The organism is Pseudoalteromonas sp. RW-H-Ap-1, assembly GCF_048318575.1.
Classification (GTDB): Bacteria; Pseudomonadota; Gammaproteobacteria; order Enterobacterales; family Alteromonadaceae; genus Pseudoalteromonas.
The window spans coordinates 325808-347294 of record NZ_CP166997.1 but is presented as its reverse complement, the minus strand read 5'-3'; the positions used below and the strand labels follow the sequence as shown (position 1 = coordinate 347294).

20 protein-coding genes are annotated in these 21487 nt (G+C 39.0%); 8 read left to right on the top strand and 12 right to left on the bottom strand.

Annotated elements, in window-relative coordinates; all coding sequences use genetic code 11:
• Positions 1-28 precede the first annotated feature (28 nt).
• The 3 genes from AB8618_RS18015 (at position 29) to AB8618_RS18005 (ending at position 2457) form a co-directional block, all read left to right on the top strand.
• Positions 29-655, top strand: coding sequence for a hypothetical protein (locus AB8618_RS18015; protein WP_418157367.1), 627 nt, complete (start codon positions 29-31; stop codon positions 653-655).
• The gene (locus tag AB8618_RS18010) at positions 655-1473 is read left to right on the top strand and encodes a hypothetical protein (protein ID WP_418157366.1); all 819 of its coding nucleotides are present in this window, start codon (positions 655-657) and stop codon (positions 1471-1473) included. Before AB8618_RS18015 ends, AB8618_RS18010 begins: the two co-directional genes overlap by 1 nt.
• Positions 1474-1608: 135 nt before the next feature.
• Positions 1609-2457, top strand: a complete 849-nt coding sequence (locus AB8618_RS18005; protein WP_409426097.1) for a substrate-binding periplasmic protein — start codon at positions 1609-1611, stop codon at positions 2455-2457.
• Between the two features lie 446 nt (positions 2458-2903).
• Here AB8618_RS18005 and AB8618_RS18000 read toward each other — a convergent pair whose 3' ends face one another.
• From AB8618_RS18000 to AB8618_RS17985, 4 genes are all read right to left on the bottom strand, one after another.
• Positions 2904-3821: a histone deacetylase gene (locus AB8618_RS18000; protein ID WP_413403464.1), complete on the bottom strand. Its 918-nt coding sequence runs from the start codon at positions 3819-3821 to the stop codon at positions 2904-2906.
• A 2-nt stretch (positions 3822-3823) separates the two neighbouring features.
• A complete protein-coding gene (locus AB8618_RS17995; protein ID WP_409426095.1) occupies positions 3824-4288 on the bottom strand; it encodes a hypothetical protein in 465 nt (154 codons plus the stop codon).
• Between the two features lie 332 nt (positions 4289-4620).
• The gene (locus tag AB8618_RS17990; RefSeq protein ID WP_409426094.1) at positions 4621-4911 is read right to left on the bottom strand and encodes a putative quinol monooxygenase; all 291 of its coding nucleotides are present in this window, start codon (positions 4909-4911) and stop codon (positions 4621-4623) included.
• 2 nt (positions 4912-4913) lie between these two features.
• Complete coding sequence (locus AB8618_RS17985) at positions 4914-5129, bottom strand: DUF2798 domain-containing protein (protein ID WP_138595457.1); 216 nt, start codon at positions 5127-5129, stop codon at positions 4914-4916.
• 129 nt (positions 5130-5258) lie between these two features.
• Between AB8618_RS17985 and AB8618_RS17980 the strand changes: the two genes are divergently transcribed.
• Entirely contained in the window at positions 5259-6071 is an 813-nt protein-coding gene (locus AB8618_RS17980) for a LysR family transcriptional regulator (protein WP_413403462.1), read from the top strand.
• A gap of 211 nt (positions 6072-6282) precedes the next feature.
• Here AB8618_RS17980 and AB8618_RS17975 read toward each other — a convergent pair whose 3' ends face one another.
• Both AB8618_RS17975 and AB8618_RS17970 read right to left on the bottom strand, forming a co-directional pair.
• Entirely contained in the window at positions 6283-7233 is a 951-nt protein-coding gene (locus AB8618_RS17975) for a nucleotidyl transferase AbiEii/AbiGii toxin family protein (protein ID WP_409426092.1), read from the bottom strand.
• Positions 7223-7621: a DUF6088 family protein gene (locus AB8618_RS17970; protein WP_409426091.1), complete on the bottom strand. Its 399-nt coding sequence runs from the start codon at positions 7619-7621 to the stop codon at positions 7223-7225. The genes AB8618_RS17975 and AB8618_RS17970 overlap by 11 nt, the downstream gene beginning before the upstream one ends.
• 487 nt (positions 7622-8108) lie before the next feature.
• On the opposite strand from AB8618_RS17970, the gene AB8618_RS17965 reads away from it, so the two are divergent.
• A complete protein-coding gene (locus AB8618_RS17965) occupies positions 8109-9128 on the top strand; it encodes a hypothetical protein (protein ID WP_413403459.1) in 1020 nt (339 codons plus the stop codon).
• Positions 9129-9470, top strand: a complete 342-nt coding sequence (locus AB8618_RS17960; RefSeq protein WP_413403457.1) for a hypothetical protein — start codon at positions 9129-9131, stop codon at positions 9468-9470. It begins immediately after the preceding gene.
• Positions 9471-9911: 441 nt separating this feature from the next.
• Here the strand turns inward: AB8618_RS17960 and AB8618_RS17955 are convergent, their stop codons facing one another.
• The 3 genes from AB8618_RS17955 to AB8618_RS17945 all read right to left on the bottom strand — a co-directional run bounded on the left by AB8618_RS17955 (position 9912) and on the right by AB8618_RS17945 (position 12542).
• Complete coding sequence (locus AB8618_RS17955; RefSeq protein ID WP_409426088.1) at positions 9912-11042, bottom strand: DUF1570 domain-containing protein; 1131 nt, start codon at positions 11040-11042, stop codon at positions 9912-9914.
• A 2-nt stretch (positions 11043-11044) separates the two neighbouring features.
• Complete coding sequence (locus AB8618_RS17950) at positions 11045-11521, bottom strand: hypothetical protein (RefSeq protein ID WP_409426087.1); 477 nt, start codon at positions 11519-11521, stop codon at positions 11045-11047.
• A gap of 544 nt (positions 11522-12065) precedes the next feature.
• A complete protein-coding gene (locus AB8618_RS17945) occupies positions 12066-12542 on the bottom strand; it encodes a hypothetical protein (protein WP_409426086.1) in 477 nt (158 codons plus the stop codon).
• Positions 12543-13079: 537 nt separating this feature from the next.
• Between AB8618_RS17945 and AB8618_RS17940 the strand changes: the two genes are divergently transcribed.
• Together AB8618_RS17940 and AB8618_RS17935 are read left to right on the top strand one after the other, a co-directional pair.
• On the top strand, positions 13080-16232 hold the full coding sequence (locus tag AB8618_RS17940) for a DUF3427 domain-containing protein (RefSeq protein ID WP_409426085.1): 3153 nt from the start codon (positions 13080-13082) through the stop codon (positions 16230-16232).
• Between the two features lie 22 nt (positions 16233-16254).
• Positions 16255-17691: a hypothetical protein gene (locus tag AB8618_RS17935; RefSeq protein ID WP_409426084.1), complete on the top strand. Its 1437-nt coding sequence runs from the start codon at positions 16255-16257 to the stop codon at positions 17689-17691.
• 237 nt (positions 17692-17928) lie between these two features.
• Here AB8618_RS17935 and AB8618_RS17930 read toward each other — a convergent pair whose 3' ends face one another.
• The 3 genes from AB8618_RS17930 to AB8618_RS17920 all read right to left on the bottom strand — a co-directional run bounded on the left by AB8618_RS17930 (position 17929) and on the right by AB8618_RS17920 (position 21455).
• Positions 17929-18438: a hypothetical protein gene (locus tag AB8618_RS17930; protein ID WP_409426083.1), complete on the bottom strand. Its 510-nt coding sequence runs from the start codon at positions 18436-18438 to the stop codon at positions 17929-17931.
• Positions 18438-19487 carry a hypothetical protein gene (locus AB8618_RS17925; protein WP_409426082.1) on the bottom strand — a complete coding sequence of 350 codons (1050 nt, stop codon included), beginning with the start codon at positions 19485-19487 and terminating at the stop codon, positions 18438-18440. The genes AB8618_RS17930 and AB8618_RS17925 overlap by 1 nt, the downstream gene beginning before the upstream one ends.
• Before the next feature lie 480 nt (positions 19488-19967).
• Positions 19968-21455, bottom strand: a complete 1488-nt coding sequence (locus tag AB8618_RS17920; RefSeq protein ID WP_413403576.1) for a S24 family peptidase — start codon at positions 21453-21455, stop codon at positions 19968-19970.
• Positions 21456-21487 lie beyond the last annotated feature (32 nt).

Below are 21487 nucleotides of genomic sequence, written 5' to 3'. Positions count from 1 at the left end.
CATTGATGCTTAACCGCTTTTGAGTTTTATGAAACCGTTACTGAGTTGCTTATTTTTTTGTTTTGCTTTGTTTTATAGTGCTAGCAGTGGCGCTTACAACGAAGCGATGTGCATTCTTATAAAACAAGAAATGCAGCAATACAGCAATGACAAAACTAGCCGTAAGTACCGTAACGCCGCTCGCGACTACAAAAAAAACTGCAGCAACCCAGCTACACGTACTCAATCAACGGCAAAGACAAAACCACAACCTATTATTGAACAACCCAAACCTAAAATTACTAAACAGCAAGTAACTGAGCCTGTTTCATCAGTTGTAACCCCCATTGGCCAGGAGCAAGCTAAGTCACCGCTTATACAGCAACTAGTAACAGCGCCCAATCAAAGTACAGAGCGCACTCAGAACACAACTGAACCAGCAGCAACTACCGAGCCTAATGAGCCGCAAACCAATAAAACAACAGCAGAACAAAATGATGTTCTAAAAAATGATCAATTTAGCATTGATGCAACACCCCAAAGCAACACAACTTCAGCTGTCACAAAGACCACGGTAGAACCTTTACAAACTGCCATGCCGGTTACCGTAAAAGCAACAGAGCAAGTTAAAAGTGTTGCCCCATCACCCCTAAAAAATCAAACATGTTGTCGCTAGTGTTACCCAGTGTAGCGTTACTCTTAATAGTAATAATTGGGGTTGTTGTATTAATACGCCTGCGCCATGTTAAGCAAAACAACACGTCTGCTGATACCAGTATGCCACTAGCTGCTACTCCTACTAAGTGCGATGACAAGCAAACTAGTACCGCTATTGATGAATCTAAGACTCTTGATACCAGCAAAAACGAGCTACAAACAACAACCGAAAGTGTCGAGTTAAACGCAAGCGAAGTAAGCACCGTTAAAGTAAAGCAAGTACCGAATACCGCAGAGTTTGAAGCCGCCGCTAAAGCCACTTTAGAACGGATAAAAAATGCCACCGAGCATGCAGAGCCACAAGTAAGAGACTTTGACCCTGAAGCCAAACAAATCAAAAAACAGCGCAAGCCGGTTAATCAGCCTAGCGAGCCTGTACCAGCGACTAAAAAAGAAGCACCTATTGCAGCTGAGCCCATTTCGCCTCAACAGCCAAAGGCAGACTTACATTCGCCTAAACAACCGCGCTCACCGTTAACGCCATCTATCGAGCACGACTTTAAAGAGCCTGAAATACGCACCTTCGACCCCAATGCGCCCTTGCCCACTAAAAAAAGTGCGATAAAACCTGAGCAAGTAAAAGTATCGCCAGTTGAACCCACTAAGCCTGATATCCCGCCACAAAGCAGCAACCCATTTGCTAACTTATCGCTTGATGAAAGTTGGGATCCAAATTCTCCGCAAAAACCGAAAATAGAAGAAAAACAACGCGCCCCTAAATCACAAGCACTAATTGAAGCTGAAGAACGTGCAAAAAACATGCAAACAAAAGAATAATAGAGTACGCTGAACGTATTCAAAGGTGGCTTTAAATCTAACTTAAGCGTGCATTCAGTTTCACTCACTACAATAGCCTACTTTTTAAACAACACCACTCTCAACCTAATGGCTTAGAAGGAGTAAACTATACATATGCACGTGATGTTATCAGCTAAATTAAGATACCTTATTTTTACCGCATCTTTTTTTCTGATGGCTTTGGTGAGTGATTACAGTAACGCAATTCAAGCAATTCAACCTAAAGACGAGCAATCCACACACACCACTACTTTAAATATAAGTACCGGCGAATGGCCCCCTTTTATGAGTGAATCATTGCCCCACCAAGGTGTGATTGCCCATTTGATCACCGACTTATTTGCACAAGCCAATATTAAAGTTAACTTTACCTTTTTACCTTGGCCGCGTGCTTACCACGATACTATTAATGATAAATATGCAGCCACCGCCGTATGGATGTTTGAACAACAACGTACTGAGGATTATTTTTACAGTGAGCCCGTATTAAACGAGCGTTTTGTATTTTTTTATCACAAACAACGCCTTTTTGATTGGCAAAATCTAAACGATTTAAAAGGCTTATTACTCGGTGGTGGCCTTGCTTACAGCTACGGCGAAGAATTTGATAAAGCACTACAAGCTGGTTTATTTGATATCTCGCGAGTAAGTACCACAGAGCAAAACTTTAAACGCTTAGCTATGGGCAGAATTGACGCCTTTGCTGAGGAAAAAAGCGTCGGCTATTATATCTTGGCCAGTAAGTTACCTAACTTATTTAGCTCAATTAACCATCATCCCAAAGCTTTACTCATAAACCAAAGCTTTATGATGTTCCCTAAAAATAACAAATACAGTAAACAGCGGCTTGAAATTTTTAATCAGCAATTACTTAAATTTAAGCAAAACGGTCGCTACCAAGCCTACTTTGATGCGTTAGATAATGGCGCTTATCAGCCCACAAATAATGCCCTTGCCGACTGACCTGTAGGCGGGGCTTTATGCCGCGCGTTTTATGTTTGGAACGCGGGTTTCGGGCTACGGATTTCGGGTGATGGTATAAAACCTAACCCCTGTTTTTATATCTTCTCATTACATACACCACAGAGATTAAGAGGCGCTACGCTAAAAGAGTAGGTTTTAGGTTCTAGGTTTTAGCAAAAGCTCGCTGCTCGTCACTCGAAGCCCGAAGCTTTCTCATTACCCCTCATTCGCTTCTCTGTGGTCAAATAGTTTTTAAGTGATTTATGCACCATAGAGATTAAGAGACGCTGCGCTGAAAGAGTAGGTTTTAGAAAAAACTCGCTGCTCGAAGCCCGCGACCTTTATCAACGTAGGCGTTAAGCTTGCTGACGTGAAAAGCGTAGCTTTTAATAGCAAGCTGGAGTGCATATCCGGCTTTGATTTTATTTAAAGAGTAAGTGATGAATTTATAGTGTTGAACAAGCCTTAATTGCAGCAGCTATGGCCGAAGCGCTTTGTTTTGAGTAACCGCCTCCACCAGTAACTACTGTAGGTATCTCAAGACCTTTCAAATATGCAAGTATAGTTTTTTCACGCTTGGCAACATCTTCAATAGTAAGTTTAAAGCCACCTAATTTATCAACAGCCAATACATCAGTCCCAGCTACAACAAAAGCCAAAGCATAATTACCCGTTATTAACTCAAGCGCTTGGGTTAACTTTTCTAAATATTCGCAGCCTTCTACACCACTTTTTAACGGAACCGGGAAGTTTATTCTGTTACGAGTATATTGTGAGGTCGGGTAAATACCCTCATTATATACATCTAGTAAATGTACATTTTCGTTGTCTTTAAACGAGAAAGCATTGCCATTTCCATGATGGGCATCAACGTCGATAATTAAAACTTTATCAGTTTCACTTAAGTGGCCACTCTTTCGCAGTTGTTGATAACTAATGCCAATATCGTTATAAACACAAAAACCTTCCATATTTGCATAACTAGCATGGTGAAAGCCGCCTGATAAGTTCCACATAATCTCACCAGACTCCAAGGCATTTTCAGCACCCAATAAAGTACCTGAAACAGCCAAGCGCATAGGTCTTAAAATTTTTTTATCTATAAAACCAAAGCTAACAAAAGGAATACTGGGTACTTCAAGTGCACGTAAAACAAGTGTTTTACTCAAAACCAACTTTCTCATTAACTCATTGAGGTACTCATTAATTACTTTAGTTGGAACAGGTTCACTTGGATGGATTATTTCAATATCTGAGCCGTCAAGCTCTGAAATAACCTTAGCAAATTTTTCACCATCAAATGGGTGCAAGTATTTTAATAACCCTAACTGATAATTAAAATCTGGCTCATAAATAACTTTCATGTTTATGCATTTTCCGTTTCTGCAAGCTCTTTAGCGTAACGTAATACCTCATGAGGTGTCCAGATACCTGTTCCCAATGCTCTTGCTAATTTTCCATACGCACCAGCATTCGGCTTAAAACTAGGTTCTTTATTACAAGCTACCCTTAAACAATCTGCTACAACATTTGAACAGTTAAATTTAGCAAGTTGATATTGTGGTATGTTTTCCATCAAAGAAACAACATAATCTTCCAAGGCATCAGTGTTAGCATCTGCGATAGTGATAGTTAGTGGTCGTCGATTACCTTCGCTTTCAATATCAAGCTCCAAAGCCTGCATAAAATGGCCTGGTTGGCGTCGCTTTATCTTTAAATCTTTTTTACCCGCGCCATCAGCAGGCCAAAAGCTAATATAAGTTGTACCAAATGAAATTGAAGCATGCCCGACCATACTACCATGAGGTAACCAAACATGTACTTTTAACATAATAAAATCCTTTTTTTGTAATTCCCTAATTCAGGTTCAATTTATATATCTCAAGACTAAAAATCAATATAAAAATTAAAAGCCTTTATGCAGTTAATTACTCACCATTAATTCAATTTCGGGTGTGATCACGAGGAAGTTGTTTAGCAGAGGCATTCAAGTTTACCGTAGGGTTAAGCTTACTGACGTGAAAAGCGCAGCTTTTAATAACTCGAAACCCGATCCCCGCAACTCAGCGCTCATCGCCTTTATTTATAAATGTCGAATTGGCCAGTGCCGACCGCCCCGAGGATCAAACATTCTCTCAACTCTAATGAAGTACACACGATAAATTAAACTTGCTCAATCGCGACTAATTTATTTACTTCTACCGGTTTTGCTAACGCCGTTTCATAAAATGCAAACACCTCTTTTACATAAGGCTGTGAATAATGCGCATCCAAAGCGGCTTGCGACGTAAATTGTTCGACTAAAAACAAGCATGTTTTTTCACTATTGCTGTATAACTCAAATCGAATACAGCCAACCTCAGCCTGTGTAGGCTTTAAAATTTGCTGTAAACGCCCTTTACAGTCATCAAATAATGAAGCTTGAGGGGTTATTTTTGCCACTATATTAATCATCTTTAATCCTTATTAATTAATTTAATAACCACAGCACGAATTGGCGGTGCTACGGTAAAGGCCACTAAAAAAGCCGCAGGCCAGGCATTAATAAATGCAGTTAGCCAGCTTTGCACAAATGTATCGCTTAAACCTAAATTTACGTAGGTCACCCATGCAGATAGTAAAAACGACATCATGAACGAAAATGCCAATGTAAATATAAAATGAATTTTCATATTTCCTCCTTGGCGTTACTATATTCAAAAGCTTGAAGCTTCCATAGTCACAAAAATGCAAACTAAGATTGAGAAACAGAAATGCTTGATGACATTCATTTATTTATAGAGGTAGCTAGGCGTAAAAGTATGAGCCAAACGGCAAAAGACTTAGGCTTAAATTTATCGACGCTATCGCGACGTATTCAAGCACTTGAAACCAAATTAACAGAGCCATTATTGCAACGTACAGCACGAGGAATCGTGCTAACAGCAAAAGGAGAGCAGCTCTATACATCGCTTGCAGATTCAGTGTTAGCACTAAATAATCAAATAACCGCCCTTAATTGTGCTAGCAATAACAGCAATACTTTTTATTTATTATGCCCACAGAACATCATTGCAGATCTACTTATGCCTGCGCTAAATACATTTATAAAAGATAATCCTTCGCTCAATTTTCACATATCGCCAAGTAATGCCAATAGTCAGTTGAGCCAACAACGCTTTGACCTCGCTATTCGCATTGGTCAACAACAAGACTCAAGTTATTATCAAAAACGCTTAGGCGCTATTGCAGTTAAGTTGGTTAGCAAAAAAGATGCGCCGCAAACTCGCCTAATTTTACCTTATACTCAAGCGCAGCTACCAACAGGCATGCTTAACAAACTAACAGAGCTCTACAGCGATATAAGTTATTGCTTTGATATAACAATAGCCAGAAAAATGGTTGAGGAAGGAAATGGAGTTGGTTTATTACCTATGAGTGAAATTAGTTATATTACTGACAAACAGGCTTTTGACTATATTGAATTGCAGCCAGCTTTTGCAAACCGGCCTATTTATGCCCTATGGCATAACACACGCCAGCCAAGTAAAACGGCAAGTCAGTTAATTACTTTAATACAGGGCGTAATTGAACAAACGCCATGCTTACAGGGTGATATTGTTAAGTTAGGTTAAGGGATTATTTATGCTGTAAAGTGTAGCTTGCTGGTGCAAAAAGCGCAGCTTTTAATACTCGAAGCCCGATCCCCGCAGCTCGGTTCTCGACGCCTTTCAGCAAAGCTGTTCAAAAGTATTCCTGATATTTTTGCTGGTCATTCGTCACCTCGGCGCTCCGAGCTTTAGTGTGTAGTGATTATGAAAATACAGCACTTTTCAAATTTGACGGTTAAAGCTCGACATCATTTAAAACATCTTTGCAAAATGATTTAAATACACCAAATGCTTCTTGCCACACCAATTTATGACTACCGTAAATCATTGGAACAACATATTCATTAAAGCGCGTTTCATAGAGTGAATTAGTTTGTAACACGTTTAAAGCAAACTTAAGTTCAATAATCGGTTCTGCCATTAATTCTAAATGCTGATTACCGTAACGGGTAATATCTTCCGCAATGACTTTTTGCACTAAAGGCACTACATCTTGAACATTCGCCAATCCAGCGTGTTGAATATAATACGTATCATAAATATGGCGAATTAGCGCAGGATCATCGTCTCTTTTATTATCACGTGCAAAGCTCGCTGTGCGTCTAAGCATAGACACTAACTTTTCAGCTTGTGTACTCTTAATGCTAGAAAAATCCATCAGCGGCACTTCTGATGCCTGTTGAGTTACCTCGTTCACTAAAGAAGATATATTGCAGCTTTGTACATTATCAAAAAGTAATGTTTCTATAAGCTCTAATTTAATAAACGGTCGTAAGCATGGGGCTTTTGAATGGGCTTGAGGATAGCGAATATCAATTTGTTGATATCGATATTCATCAAAAACAGTTGGCGTATTTTCTACAGAAAAATAATTATCTGAATTAATTGCAGCAATTAACTGTAAGTGGAGCGCTTTTCTAGCCTTTCTTCTTTTAGTTTTAGACGTGTTAGCAGTTAAATCTTTAGGAATGATTTTTATATCAACATCTTCAGACATCCTGTGAGTTTTAATGCCTGACTTTGTTAATGCTGTACCGCCTGAAAAAACTAAAAAATGCGTCTCAAAAGATAACTCACAAAGTAGCTTAAGTAGTGCAACTACATAGTAATCTTTTTCAACAATGGCAGGGTTACCCATACCAAGAGCATCCGCTACATCTAAAAATAAATCGCTATCAACTCGCATTGATAGCGCTATTATTTACAACAATTTTACGCTTAAACCGGCTATTGGTCATTATTTTAAATGAAGCGGGTACTTGTAAACTTTCACCCTCAAGACTGCGTTGTGAAAATTCATCAAACTGGTACTCAACGCCCAGTTTTTCAATAGCTTCTAAAATGACACCATCTGCACCCGCAGGTGATGCTGGCATTAACTTACCAGTAATGCGATTTTCTCGCGCTTTAGTATAAAGCCCATAGCCAATGCGTAACAACTGGCCACTATCTACCAGCTTTTTTAAAACACGGCCAACTTGGTCGTAACCTGCAATATCAGCAAAATCAGCGCGCTCAAAAACATAACGCTTAGAGCGATTTATTCTTGTGGTTACTTTACTTGCTATTGTCATATTAATTACTCTCGTTGCTTAGATAAAATATAGCAAACATACGACATCTAAACAATGCAAACATACGACCTTAAAAGAGTAATAGCACACTGACCTTTAGGTAAAAAATCGATAACGGGCTCAAACGACGAGCTTCGGGTAACGAGCCGCGAGCGACAGGCAAAACAAAACCTAGCGCCTAGTTACTTCCCTTAAACCTAGCATCTTTACCACCATAGGCGTTAAGCTTGCTGACGCGAAAAGCGCCGCTTTAAATAGCTCGAAAGCCGTCACTCGTCGCTCGTCGCTCGTCGCTCGTCGCCTATATTTATACATGTCGCGTTGGCGACGGCAACCAAAAAAGTGCCATTATTTAACCCCTCCAGTCCTGCCTCATAATAATATATTTCTTACAACGCCTTCTGTTATTGCCTGCATGCTTGGCATTGACGGTTAAACTAAAAGGCGTTAGCATTTATGATACTGGACTAAAGTAAGGATACTGAACATGGCTCTAGAAATTAGAATCTGCTTGGATGCAGTTACTGCAGAAGTAGTAAAATGTAAAACTTATAAAAACAATGCTTTCTCACAAGATAACAATCACATAAAAAGTAAAGTAATCACCTCAGGCACACCTTATATTTGGCGCAAAGAATACACTGACTCTTTAAGCGCTCCCACAACAGAACAAAAAAATATAGTCAATCAATTTGCGTTTTTACCAGCACAATCAAGAAGAAACATAGCTGGAATGCTGCGAGATTTTGGCAGCGAGACACTACTTGCTATTTCTGACTTTCAAGCTCAAGTTATACCGTTTTTAGCAAACAACACTCATGGCCTTATCGGCTCTGGTGCTACATCAATAGAAGCCCGCAGTTCAAAATTTGTTACTTTAGCGGGTAAATATGAAGCATCTTTAAAAGATATACGAGCCGCACATAAGTCAGGCATGCCCAAATATCATATGATCGCTTTAGAGCAAAAAGCTCTTGAACTATTTAAAGAGCTTCAGCTTAAATATCAAGCTGAACTACAACGTTTTATGAATACTAACCGTGCAAGTCGTAGAGGGACGATCTGGTCTAACCCAAATCGTGGCGTTCACATAGCTAAAAGTGCCAGACACTCCACTAAATTAGATATAAGCAGCACCGCAGAATTTAAAAAAATTAAATATATTGAAAATACGGGCCGTTGGCTTGGTAATGGTATGATTTTACTCGATGGCGCCTTTAGAGCAAACTCGGTTTACAACGATTACAAAAATGGTGGCGACTGGCAAAGAAGTTTATCAACTGAGCTAGCCAGTTTTGGTGCATCTACCGCATCTGGTATTTATGTCGGTTCGATTACTACCACAGCACTCAGCTCTTTGCTTATGTTAACTCCTTATGGATGGGTTATTGCGATAGGTGTAGGGTTATATGTCGGTTTTACAGCAAGTATAAAAATGAATAAATTTATGAAAAAAACGTCTGAAAACATATACGACAGAAAACCTATACTTGAAGGGGTCTTTTAAATGCCCGTAGCGCATTTTGCTGGATATTCTCTGTTCGTATTTATGATAGGCACCTTTGCATCTGGTGTTTTATTTTCGAGAATTTCAGTCAAACATATTAATAAAAATATGGAAAAGGATGGAGTACTTCCCCCAAATTGGGATAAAGGTATTGGCGCTAGTGTGTCATTTTATATATTTGCGATGTTTTTTGAACGCTCCCGCATACCAACTCCGATGTTTGATGGGCGTTTTGTAGCAAAGTACTCTCGTCCAATTGACAAAGTGTTAGGCGCAGTCCACTTGATTTCAGTCACAGGAATGATGCTTTGTCTCTGCATTGTTACTTATTTTTCGAAGTAGCTTGTAGACGGGTGTTTACTTCGCGCTTTGGCTTTTGATTGAAAATTTTTAGTTTCGTCGCGTTGGCGACGGCAACCAAAGTGTGATTTGTCTTTAAATCAACTCTGCTGCAAATAATTCACCCGTGAAGCTGGGTTCCTGTCAGCATCCATGCTTCCACTTCCTCGCGCTGCGAGGATCACACTATTTCCTTAATTCAAATTAATGATATGAACGTAAACGCGGTGAAACACGTCCGTGTGTAAGCATCGCTTAACGCGCATTGCCTAAAAAGATTTAGGTACTTGGAATTTGTCGGGAACAAAATTCCGCCATGCTGCTATTACTCATCATTAATTCAATTTCGGGTGTGATTACGGGGGATTATCTTAACAGCGTCCTTTAAATTTTACCGTAGGCGTTAAGCTTGCTGACGCGAAAAGCGCCGCTTTTAATATCTTTTTAAAAACGGTGCTTTATAAATGGTTTGTTTAACCATGTTTTATAGTCTTTAGACAGCTGCGGAAAGTGCTGATACAACATACTTTCCAGTGTTTCAGCTGTGAGTTTACTACAAGGTGATTTTTGCTCGGCTAACATAACGCTTTTTAAAAACTGCTTGCCTTTGCTCGAGCCCATTAAAAAATATATCGCCGCCCAACTGCTCGCATAAAGCTTAGTATCATCCGCTGTTTGCCATTTGTTATCTAAACCTATCAACCAATTAATAGTAAAAACACTTTGCGCTATGTGTTTGTTACTTATCCAACTTAGGTTAGGTTCAATGCTGACTAATTGCATGCTGTTGTTGGTATATTCAAAATATTCAGCCAGCCCTTCATTAAGCCAACGAGGTGTTGTGCCTAGTATTGCTTTGTTTATAGCATGCACCGCTTCGTGTATTGCTGTGCGCATTGCGTTTTGCTCGCTTCGATAATATATAAACGCAGAGTTAGTAGCATGAAAATATATACCATCTGTATTAATTGGATCTGCTCCGCGCTGTTTAATCGCTTGTTCGTAACGACTCCGCGTTGCGAATACGGTCAGGTTTAACCTTACCTTTTTTAATGCATCTGCCCCTATAATTTGGCCATACACTTTAAATACAGTATTTAGTTTTATCCGTAATTTTTCTGTAAACGACGGCGGTAAATTAGCGGCCTGTAGCGTTAATTCAAAGTAATCGAGCGGCTCAACAAAGTCAGTATCAAGTGTTTCAACCGCAAAATCTGGCTTAGTATCACTAAAATGGGGCACACCATGGCTATCAGTCCAAGTGTAAATATTGCCATTACGCTTATATTTTACTTCACCTAATGAAACATCTGTACAACGCGTTGTATCGGCTTGTGGTAAATGGTTTTGTATTACTGTTTTAGTAGTAAACGAGCCTATAGAGGGTTTAATTAGGGTTTGCTCTGCTTCTTCAACTATTTCGATTTCGGCTTTTATATCTTCGTAAATAGCTCGTACACTGCCAATAGGATCATGGTAGTTGAATACCCGCCCAGTTAGGTGGTTAGCAATAAATGCCGCTGCAATTAACAGCACAATAAATACAAATAGCACGCGCCATTTTGTGCTCAACATCTTTATCGTCGCTTATTCCACTGGGCTTCAAATAAGCGCTTTTGTTCACCACGGTATTCACTGCACCACACGAAATCGGATGATTGCATTCCTTTTGAACGGCAACGCTTTGGTAAAGTATAAAATTCAGACCACGCAGCCAGCTTTTCAGGATCGCTATAGCTGTCACTATGCAATTTCATATTAGGCACCCGCGAGTGCAGTAATGCATTATTACTTGAGCTGTAAGCCGAAGAGCGTTGATGTGTTCGATTGGTTTGTTTGGGTTTATCACAATGCTTTGCAAGTTCTTCAAATAAAGATTTGAACCGTGCTTTTAACCGCTCACCTTCTTTTACCTTATAGCCTTGACGCAACCGTGAACGTATTGTTTCACGTTCTTTTACAATACTATCGCAATGTTCTTGCGAGTATTGCTCGTATGCTTGCGGGAGAGAAGTAAATAGGCAAAGTAGTATTAATAAAATCCATTTAATCATTATTTATCCCTAAATTGAGTGCTGTGTTCCTTTGAGCGCCTAGGCTGAATATAGAGGATTGAATCTAAAATAGAAACAGATAGTTTAAGCGAATTGTTAAATCATGTCTGAACGGGTGTTTGTATCCAGTTTTAATTTTTAATTGCAAATTTGAGTAGAAGTCGCGTTGGCGACGGCAACCAAGGGGCGGATACCGCCGACCGCCCCTTGGAACCCCACGGCGCCCCGAGCATTTTGCACTTTCCTCAAAGTCTAAATTGATATGAACGTAACCGCCGTGTATTCGCCATCCATGGCGAAGTCACGGCTTTAATTGCATCCATGCAATTAATTACTCATCAATTGAGTCTTTTCGGGCAACATGACGGGTAAATGTAATCCCTTTAATTATTAATTCGCACATTATTCCTACTTAAAACTAGAATATTAGCTTTAGGCACAACCTTTAGTTCCATCGAAAGACTTAACAAGTAAACAGACTCATTAGATGTCGCGATTAAAAAACCTTTGTGTACTTCTGTCTTAGTTTTTAAGGAATAACAACCTAATTGCCCACTACCATCATCACAAATTCCTTTTTGTTTAAATGCGGCAATCTTTTTTTCGCTATATCTGTAGCACTCTCATACACATGTAATGAGCCTAGAGAAAATGATAATAAAACGATTATAATTATTACAGTGAGGACATAAGACATCCTAGCAAAACCAAAAAATAATCCTCCCCGTTTTTCGACTCGTTTAATATAAATTTGCCCGAACCTCTTTTTTATAGTGATATTCGATAAGTTACTTAAACGTTTATTATTTATTTTAAGGCGTTTTATTAGTCTTCTAAGAGTAAAATAATTAATTATAAGGGGATGAATAACAGCAAAAATACATAATGAAAGAGTCAGCCCCATCAACCAGATCAAAGCAGAAGAAAGAACAGTAAACATATCAACCCAGAGCTGTTGAGCTTGAATAGCATTTCTTTGAATTGTTTCGTACGTTATTCCGAATGTTGAGAGGTAACCCAATTGAAATATCCAAAACGCTATTTGTAATGGAACAACGACCAGTAAACTAAGTAAAAATAAATTACTTAATAAGAACTTTGTGATTGGTAGTAATACTCCCGTATTTTTTTAAAGTCGTTTAGCATCTCCGTTGCAGCTTCTGATAAGTTCACTCTTTACTCCCTTAAATTAATTTTTCCTATATTTTAATCATATCTATGTTTCTAAAGTAATACACGTCTTAAATGTCGCGTTGGCGACGACAACCAAGGGGCGGATACCGCCGACCGCCCCTTGGAACCCCACGGCGCCCCGAGGATCAAACTAATTCCTCAATTTAAATTAATGATATGTACGTAACCAGCGTAGATAGGCCATCCGTGGCCAAATTACGCTTTTTAACAGCATCCATGCTGTAAATTACTCACCATTAATTCAATTTCGGGTGTGATCACGGGGGAATTTTCTTGGCGGCGGCCTTTAACTCAATAATGAGTTAATGCTTGTTTACATTGCATTTTCTAGTAAACTAAATGCTCGCAAACAGGGAGCGATTTAATGCAACAAATTGGTATTTACGAGCAGTTAATTACACAAGTAATTGAGCAGAACTTAAATCGTGACCAGTTTTATGTGGGCGAACGCCAACTAGAATCGGCTGAGGCGGCTACGTGGCTTTCGCGCTTTTTAGGGAAGCTGGTTGAACATGCCATCGATGCAATCCCTAGTTCAAACGAGCGTTTGCAGGAACAAATAAACCTCGCAAACAGCCTTGTGCTTTGGCTTAAAGATCATATTCGCGATGATGAACTCATCAATGAAAACCTTATCGACAGCCAAGGCCGTATTCTTACTGCATTGTTTAATACCCAAAACCCTATTGCGGCAAATCTTAAAGACTACTCTCACGATATTTTTCCGCTAACAGGGCTTACACAAAGCGAGTTATTTAGCGGTGCGAATGCGGGTATATCGCTCGAAACCGAGCTAAAACGCGAGATAAAATCGTCCGACACTATTTACTGGCTTGTCTCATTTATAAAATGGACGGGGTTACGTATTTTTAAAAATGAGCTTGAAGCGTTTACCAAAAGCGGCAATAAGCTCAAAGTTATTACCACCTCGTACATGGGCGCAACGGATGCTAAAGCGGTGGAGTTTTTAGCAAACCTACCAAACACTGAGGTAAAACTTAGTTACAACAACCAGCAAGAGCGCTTACACGCAAAGTCATACTTGTTTATGCGTAATACGGGTTTTCATACTGGTTATATTGGCTCGTCTAATTTATCGCATTCGGCGCTTACCAGCGGCCTTGAGTGGAACTTAAAAATTACCGCGCAAGAAATTCCGCACATCATAGCTAAAACTAAAAGCACTTTTGAGACCTACTGGCAATCGCCAGATTTCGAGTTGTTTACTGGCAAGGTTGAATGTAAAGAAAAGCTCATAAATTCACTTAACGAGCAACGTGGTGTTGGCCAAGCAAGCAGCCAGTTTTATTTTGATATAACACCAAAAACCCATCAGCTCGCTATTTTAGAAAAACTAAGCGTTGAGCGCAGCGTACATAATCGCTTTAAAAACTTAGTGGTTGCTGCAACGGGAACTGGTAAAACCATTATATCTGCGTTCGACTTTAAAACCGTTTACGATAAAAACCCAAACGCCCACTTTTTGTTTGTAGCCCACCGTGAAGAAATACTCAAACAAGCGCAAAGCGCTTACCGTGGCGTGCTTAAAAACAACGATTTTGGTGAGCTGTGGGTAGGTAATTATAAGCCACAACGCTATAACCAATTATTTGCGTCAATCCAAACATTAAACAGCCAAATTGAATCGCTTAATTTAACTCCTGACTATTACGATTACATAGTTATAGATGAAGTACATCACGTAAGCGCTGCAAGTTACCGCGCTATATTAAACCACTTTACACCGACTGTATTACTTGGCTTAACCGCCACACCAGAGCGACAAGATGGTGCCAATATACTCGATGATTTTTGCGGCGTAATAGCCGCTGAAATCCGCTTGCCAGAGGCAATCAATCAGCGCCATTTATGCCCGTTTCAATATTTTGGACTAGATGACGACACCGACCTAAGCCAAATAACTTGGCGAGGCGGCCGTTACGATATAAGCGAGCTAAGTAACCTTTATACAGGGGAGAACAGCCGCGCTAACAAAATTATATCCAGCCTTGCTGATATAGTTACCAATGTTCACGATATAAAAGCCTTGGCGTTTTGCGTAAGCCAAAAACACGCTGAATTTATGGCGTCTAAGTTTAACTTAGCAGGCATAAGCGCCGATGTGCTAACCAGTAAAAACAGTAATGAGCGCGCAACCAAACAACAAGCACTGCGACAAGGTGAAATACAAATATTGTGTGTGGTTGATATTTTTAACGAAGGGATCGATATTCCTGAGGTCGATACACTTTTATTTTTACGCCCAACGGAAAGTTTAACACTGTTTTTACAGCAACTCGGCCGTGGTCTGCGCCTGCCCGACAACAGCCAAAAGCAATGCTGTACCGTACTCGACTTTGTAGGCAACGCCCGCCCAGAATACGACTTTGCCAGTAAATTCCGCGCACTCATTGGTAAAAGTAACCAGCCAATAAAAACCGAAATTGAAAACAACTTCCCGCATTTACCACTGGGTTGTCGTATAGAACTACAAAAGCGAACGCAACAAACAATATTAAAAAATATACAGCAAGCCATAAACACTAAACGCCGTTTACAACAGCTTATAAATAGCTACTCGCAACACACCAATGACACGCTCACGCTAAGTAGCTTTTTACGCATAAACCCGCAAGTTACGCTTGAAGATATATACAAACCAAAAGATAAAAAACTCGGCGGCTGGCACTGGCTAAAAGGCGATGAAATACCAACACAGCAAGCCGATATTTACGCCGCGTATTACCGCGCAATCAACACCCAATTACTCGGCTGCGACTCGCTCAGTTACTTATGCTTTTTACGTGATTTATGTAACAACGACTTTAGCTTTACCCCAACGCCACAAAATCAACAGTACGCGCTTATGGCGCATTACAACTTTTGGGATAGCACTGGCACAAGTTTAGGATTTAAGACCCTTAAGCAGAGCTTACAGGCACTAAAACACAAAGAGTTACAACAGGAACTTGCCCAAGTAATTACGCTGTTAATAAACCGCATTCACCAGCAAGAAAGCGATTTAACGTGCCTACCTAATCACGCAATAAAATTACACAGCCGCTACACGCGTCAACAAATACTCGCCGCTTTTGGGGCGCACTCGTTTGATAAAAAATCGACCGCTCGCGAAGGTGTTTTAGAATTTAAAAACCAAAACTTAGAGTTATTATTTGTCACACTTAATAAGTGTGAAAAAAGCTACTCGCCCACCACGCTGTATCACGACTACGCAATCAGCCCTACCCTGTTCCATTGGCAAACGCAAAACAGCGCCCGCCCAGAACACGGCCGCGGCCTTAGCTATATTGAACATCAAAAAACAGGCAAAACCATCCTGTTATTTGTGCGCGAACAAGGAAAAGACGAAAACGGCCGAACCATGGGGTTTGTAAACTACGGCGAAGTTAAATACCAAAGCCACAACGGCAGCCAGCCGATGAATATAACGTGGGAATTAACCAACCCCATGCCAAGTGAAATGTGGCATGAGGCTGGAAAATTGGCGGTTGGGTGATAATTTAAAATAAGGATGTTTAATGAGCCATAACTATAAAATGACGAGGGCATACAATGAGCAAAACTGGATCACGAGTATTGATGATGTTCAAAGAGGCCTGAAATGTAATTGTACTTGCGTTGATTGCGGATCACAGTTAATTGCCAAAAAAGGAGCTGTACAAGCAAACCATTTCGCCCATGCTCCAGATGATCAAAAAGCAAAACACTGTAAATGGAGCTACGAAACAGAGCTTCACTTGTTAGCCAAAGAAGTACTCAACAACAATAAAAAACTAACAATACCAATTGGTAACTTTGATCCTTATAACTTTACACTTATTTTTGATAATGTTGATATTGAAACTCCCATTGATAATTCAAAACGAATTCCTGACGTGATTGGTTATTCAAAGGGTGAGCAAATTCTAATTGAAATAGCAGTATCACATTTCTGCGGGACTGAGAAAACTAGTGAATATAGAAGGTTAAATAAAAACGCTATCGAGTTCGACTTTAGTAATTTCGTTCCTACCTCTGAGGTAATAACATTAGAAGAAGTAAGTGACTTATTTGAAAACTCAAATGCAAAATGGCTGAGTATTGCTCCTGCTGGATTTATAGGTGAGCTATGTCATGCACATGAACGTCAATCAATTAAAGATTTAATGTTTGAAAGAAGGGAGTTTTTAAATAAATACGAACAAGAAAAGACAAGTTTAAATGCAGCCGTAACGTTTCTCAAAGAGCAATTACGAGATTTATCATATACCAAAAATAATCTTGAGGTGATTGTAAAAAACGACGAAGAAAAAATTCGTAATGCGTACAGAGTTGAATATAAAGCACTTGTGAAAAATATTAAATATGCTTCACAAAATCTATCTCAAATCAATGAAAACATAAGTCAGAGGTCAAATATAAAAAGTAGAATTGATGAGTATGAGGCTACGCTAAGAAACGAGCTGAATCTTAAAAACCAAGACTTAATAAGTAAGAAGAAAAAACTACTAGAAGATATTAATCAATTAAACAGTGTTAAAAGTTTTACTATTAAAGAAAATAAAGAAAATAAAGAAAATGCTATTAAGGCATTTCAAAAAGAAAAAAAGTTTTTAGTTGAACAATTTAATAAAAGCCTAGAGAGTGAAGTCAGTGAACTTTCTTTTAGGAAGTTAAAATTAGAATCCGAAATAATGCAGTTATATGAAAATAGAGATGCAGTTCAAAAATCAGTGAATGAGAAACAGTTGCTACTAGAATCAATCACAGTACAAAAATACGAAATCGAGAGTGAAAGAGAGCGATTAGAATTACTAGGAAAAAGTATCATAAAACAAAATCGGCTTTACCTAAATGCAGCAAAAAATATTGAAAGAATTACGCCCGATTTGAAAGAGTTAACACGCAAAGCCGGTATTCCTTGGCCATTCACACATGATTTAGTTGATGAGCTGAGCAAAGAAATCAAGCCATAGAAAATAGTACCGTAAAAATAAAATTATTACTAAGAAAAGCAATGAGCTAGTGATAACTGTTTGGCCACAGTTTTAGAATCTTGGTATCTAAACTCTGCTTCTTTTGGGGCTAAACCAGCATTATAATGATGTGGTCTAACGTTGTTGTAATATCCGTTGATATATAGCTATAAATACAAAAGCCCTCATGCAGATAAGAATGAAGGCTCTTAAGGTGTAATATAACAATATACTTTTCTATTTAGATAACTTTTCATTAACTTCATTCATATTAGTTTTTGTGTATAAATCATGTAAGAAGTTAATATTAGTTGCGATAACAAAGTAAAAAACTATTAGTTGTAATAATGAAGCACACCCTATTACAGAAAGAGCAAAGTTCTTTATTAACAATGCATTAGAAGCATAAAAGGGAGTTTTCACCAAAAACAAATAAGATAAATGAAACAGTAATGCAACCCCAATAATCAAAATGCAAAAACAGAGAACAATTAACATTCTTCTTATTCTAGCAACATCTTCAGACTTCAAAATGTCTTCAATACTAGGTCTTACTATCTTCACAATCGCATTTGGGTATACATATGCGATCCAAAGTCCCAATATTGTAAAAACCACACCAGAAGATGCTGTAAGATAATTCACTAACTCTTTCATTGAATCATAGCTATATGAAATATTGAGTTTTACAACTGAATAAAAAATAATAAAATATATACAAATACTACTCAGTATTAAGTAACGCATTATGCCGCCTTTTCTTGTGCCTTCGCAACAGTAGCTATCAAATCATCTCGTTTACTTAGAATTTTTATCATAAGCTGTTCAGCTGTAAGCACAGGTAAATTTTCACGCTTATAATCCAAAGCTATATACTCCCTAGCAGAAAACTCATTTAGCCAGATAATTCTATCAGAATCATCAACTCGAACACCAATATTCTCCCAGCTTCCAAAGTTTGACTGCTCGTAAATATGTAATAACTCTTTTAACTCTTGCAATGTTGGTTGTATTTCAGAAACAGTTTCAACCTTTCGATTATCTTTAGTTTTTGGGGCAGAAATCAAAGGTAATCCATTAGTCATTTTTGACCATAAATCACGACCTTGACTACCAGTAGCAGAAATATAATCTCTTTTAACAAGGTGTGTAATTCTTTTACGTAATGCCTCTAATCTATCTTCATTCATTTTCTGTTTAAACGTACTTGCATGAAACTTAAAATGTAAACCTTTGCCGTGTTCATTGCTAAAAGTAACTTTTTTGTAACTAAGTCCATCTTTCTCCTCCATCGAAACGTGACGCCCCTTGCACTCCATAAAATGTTCAACATAAGATCTAAAATACCTCTTTACTAAATTTGTATCAGCTACAGAATTTGCTAGTTTTATAGATGCGAATACATTAAGGGTAGGAATAAACCAGTAGTACATAGGCTCACCAAATACAACATCTTTAGATGACTTTTCTACTGTCTTTATGTAATTTTGATTAGGCGAAGCTGTTATATCAATTCCATTAACGGATCCACCATGCGAACCTATTGTTTTCCATAACACTAACACCACATCTCCTGTATTATGATCATAAGTTGAATTTAAACAGAATAGTGATTTGTTTGTAGTCCTCTTTTTTCCATCAAAAGGGCATGTATCCTCATATGAGGTACAGCCTTCTACCCAATCATGAAAGTTTGCGACCATCTCATGAAAATTACTATACTCTGGTATTTCTTTTCCTTTTTCATAAAATCCGAAATCATCAAGCTTAAAAAATGATATTGTGCCCTTAACCATTGAAAGTCCTTATTTAATAATCTAACTTTTGTTTAGTGAGTTCTCACAACTATGAAATTATGAGGTAACCCAGCTATAACTTCTAATATAAATCTACCAACATACTCTAACTCCCCGTGATCACACCCGAAAGTTATAAATTGATGAGTAATCACTTGCATGGATGCAAGTTAAGCCATGACTTCGCCATGGACGGCGAATACACGGCGCTTACGTTCACATCAATTTTTAACTTGAGGACACAGTGTGATCCTCGGGCGCGCCGTGGGATTCCAAAGGGCGGTCGGCGACAGCCGCCCTTTGGTTGCCATCGCCAACGCGATAAAACCTCGAATAGAGGTTATTAATCCCTTCATAATCCCTAATATTATCAGTCACATTGACGCGCTAAAGCACGACCTACAATTTAAGCGCGAGGTAAACTCCCGCCTACGCCACGACCTACAAACTTAAAAGCTGCGCTCTGCGCGCGACTACAAATTACTCTGCAACCACTTGTTTAAACCGTGCGAACGTTCGCATGCTTTCATCAGCAACCATTACCTCGTAATCTGGGTTTTGAGCAATTAGCTCATATTGCCCATTAGGTAATTTATTAACCTTACGCAGTAAATACTGCCCTTCCCCGCCTATATCATCTCGCTCTATCGCCACTATTTGGCCGCGTAGCGATCCCGCTTTATCGGACGTTATAAGTTCAAGTAGCAGTAAATCACCATCAAGTATTGGGTGTTTACCACCATTCATAGAGTTACCCGATGCGCGTGCTAAAAAATGCACTTGCGGGTCTAGCTTGCCCGCGCCAATTGGCGCGTTCATCAATTCCATATCGCTTTCATCCCCTGTTTTGAAATGCCCACAGGCAATTTTTATATTGGGGAAATACGGCAGCTTTAATGCGTTATTAATTGATTTTAAGCTAACTTCGGGCTTAGCAACTTGATCTAACTCAGGTTGTTTTGTTTGCGGGAAAGTCACTATGTCCGCAGTTGGTTTTGCCTGTTCAAAATGGTCTTTATTTCCAAGCCATAATTTTGCGTTGTTAGCTTGTGCCACCTGATACGCCCAATTGCTTACTGCGAGAGATTTATCTGCATCGCAGTGAAAATATGCACTTAGTTCGTTGCTAATAATTTGGCTGTTAACAACCAAATTTTGCTTTTGCCAGCGTTCGCGGTGCTGTTGCGCGGCTAAAAAGTCACGTTTATTGTTATTACATGTGCGGTGCGCTGCCACAAAATTATGGCCTAAGTCGTTAGCGTAGCGGGCAAATGGTATAAAGTGATCAACCTCAACATCGCTTTTCATTGGCTTTTGACAATAAAAACAATTGTTAGATTGCAGCTCTACCAAAACAGGTTTAGCTTTGATAAGTGCATTACGGTCAAAGCCAAATAAAAAGTCATGTAGTTGGCTTTGCGGGCCAATAAGTGCTTGGTTGTGTTTTATGCTTTGAATTTTTTGCAGCCATGCATTTTTAGCCAAATAAGTTACTAGATCGTAAAAGCGCCTAAAACAACTGGCAATGCCTGCATTTAAAGTAATGTATTTGGAACTTTTAGTGTGCGGATATAAAAAGCATTCTTCTTGCTTGGCAAGTATTTGTAAGCGCCAAAGCGGGCCGCTTTTTAATGTTGCCATAGCAGCATTAAAAGTCGACTTGTAAAAACCACTTTGCTTTAGCTGGCGTAAGTTACGAATATTGTTTTGTTGGCATTCAAACAATACGCTAATAACTTTTGATTGCGCACCGGTGTTTTGCAAAAGTAAGGCACTTTCATCTGTATGCTCTGACGAAAACGGCATAGCATGATGCCAATACAAAGTAATGAGTTTGTCAGCAAGCGTTGGCAGCTCTATGACCAATTCACTTTGCTCTGACTGAAGTGGCTGTTCAACACATACATCAGCCAAAGCATGCAGCAATGCAAATTTGTAGGTTGCACTAAAATCGCCCTCAACGAGCATGCGCTGAATATAGGCAATAAAGTCGAGTTGCA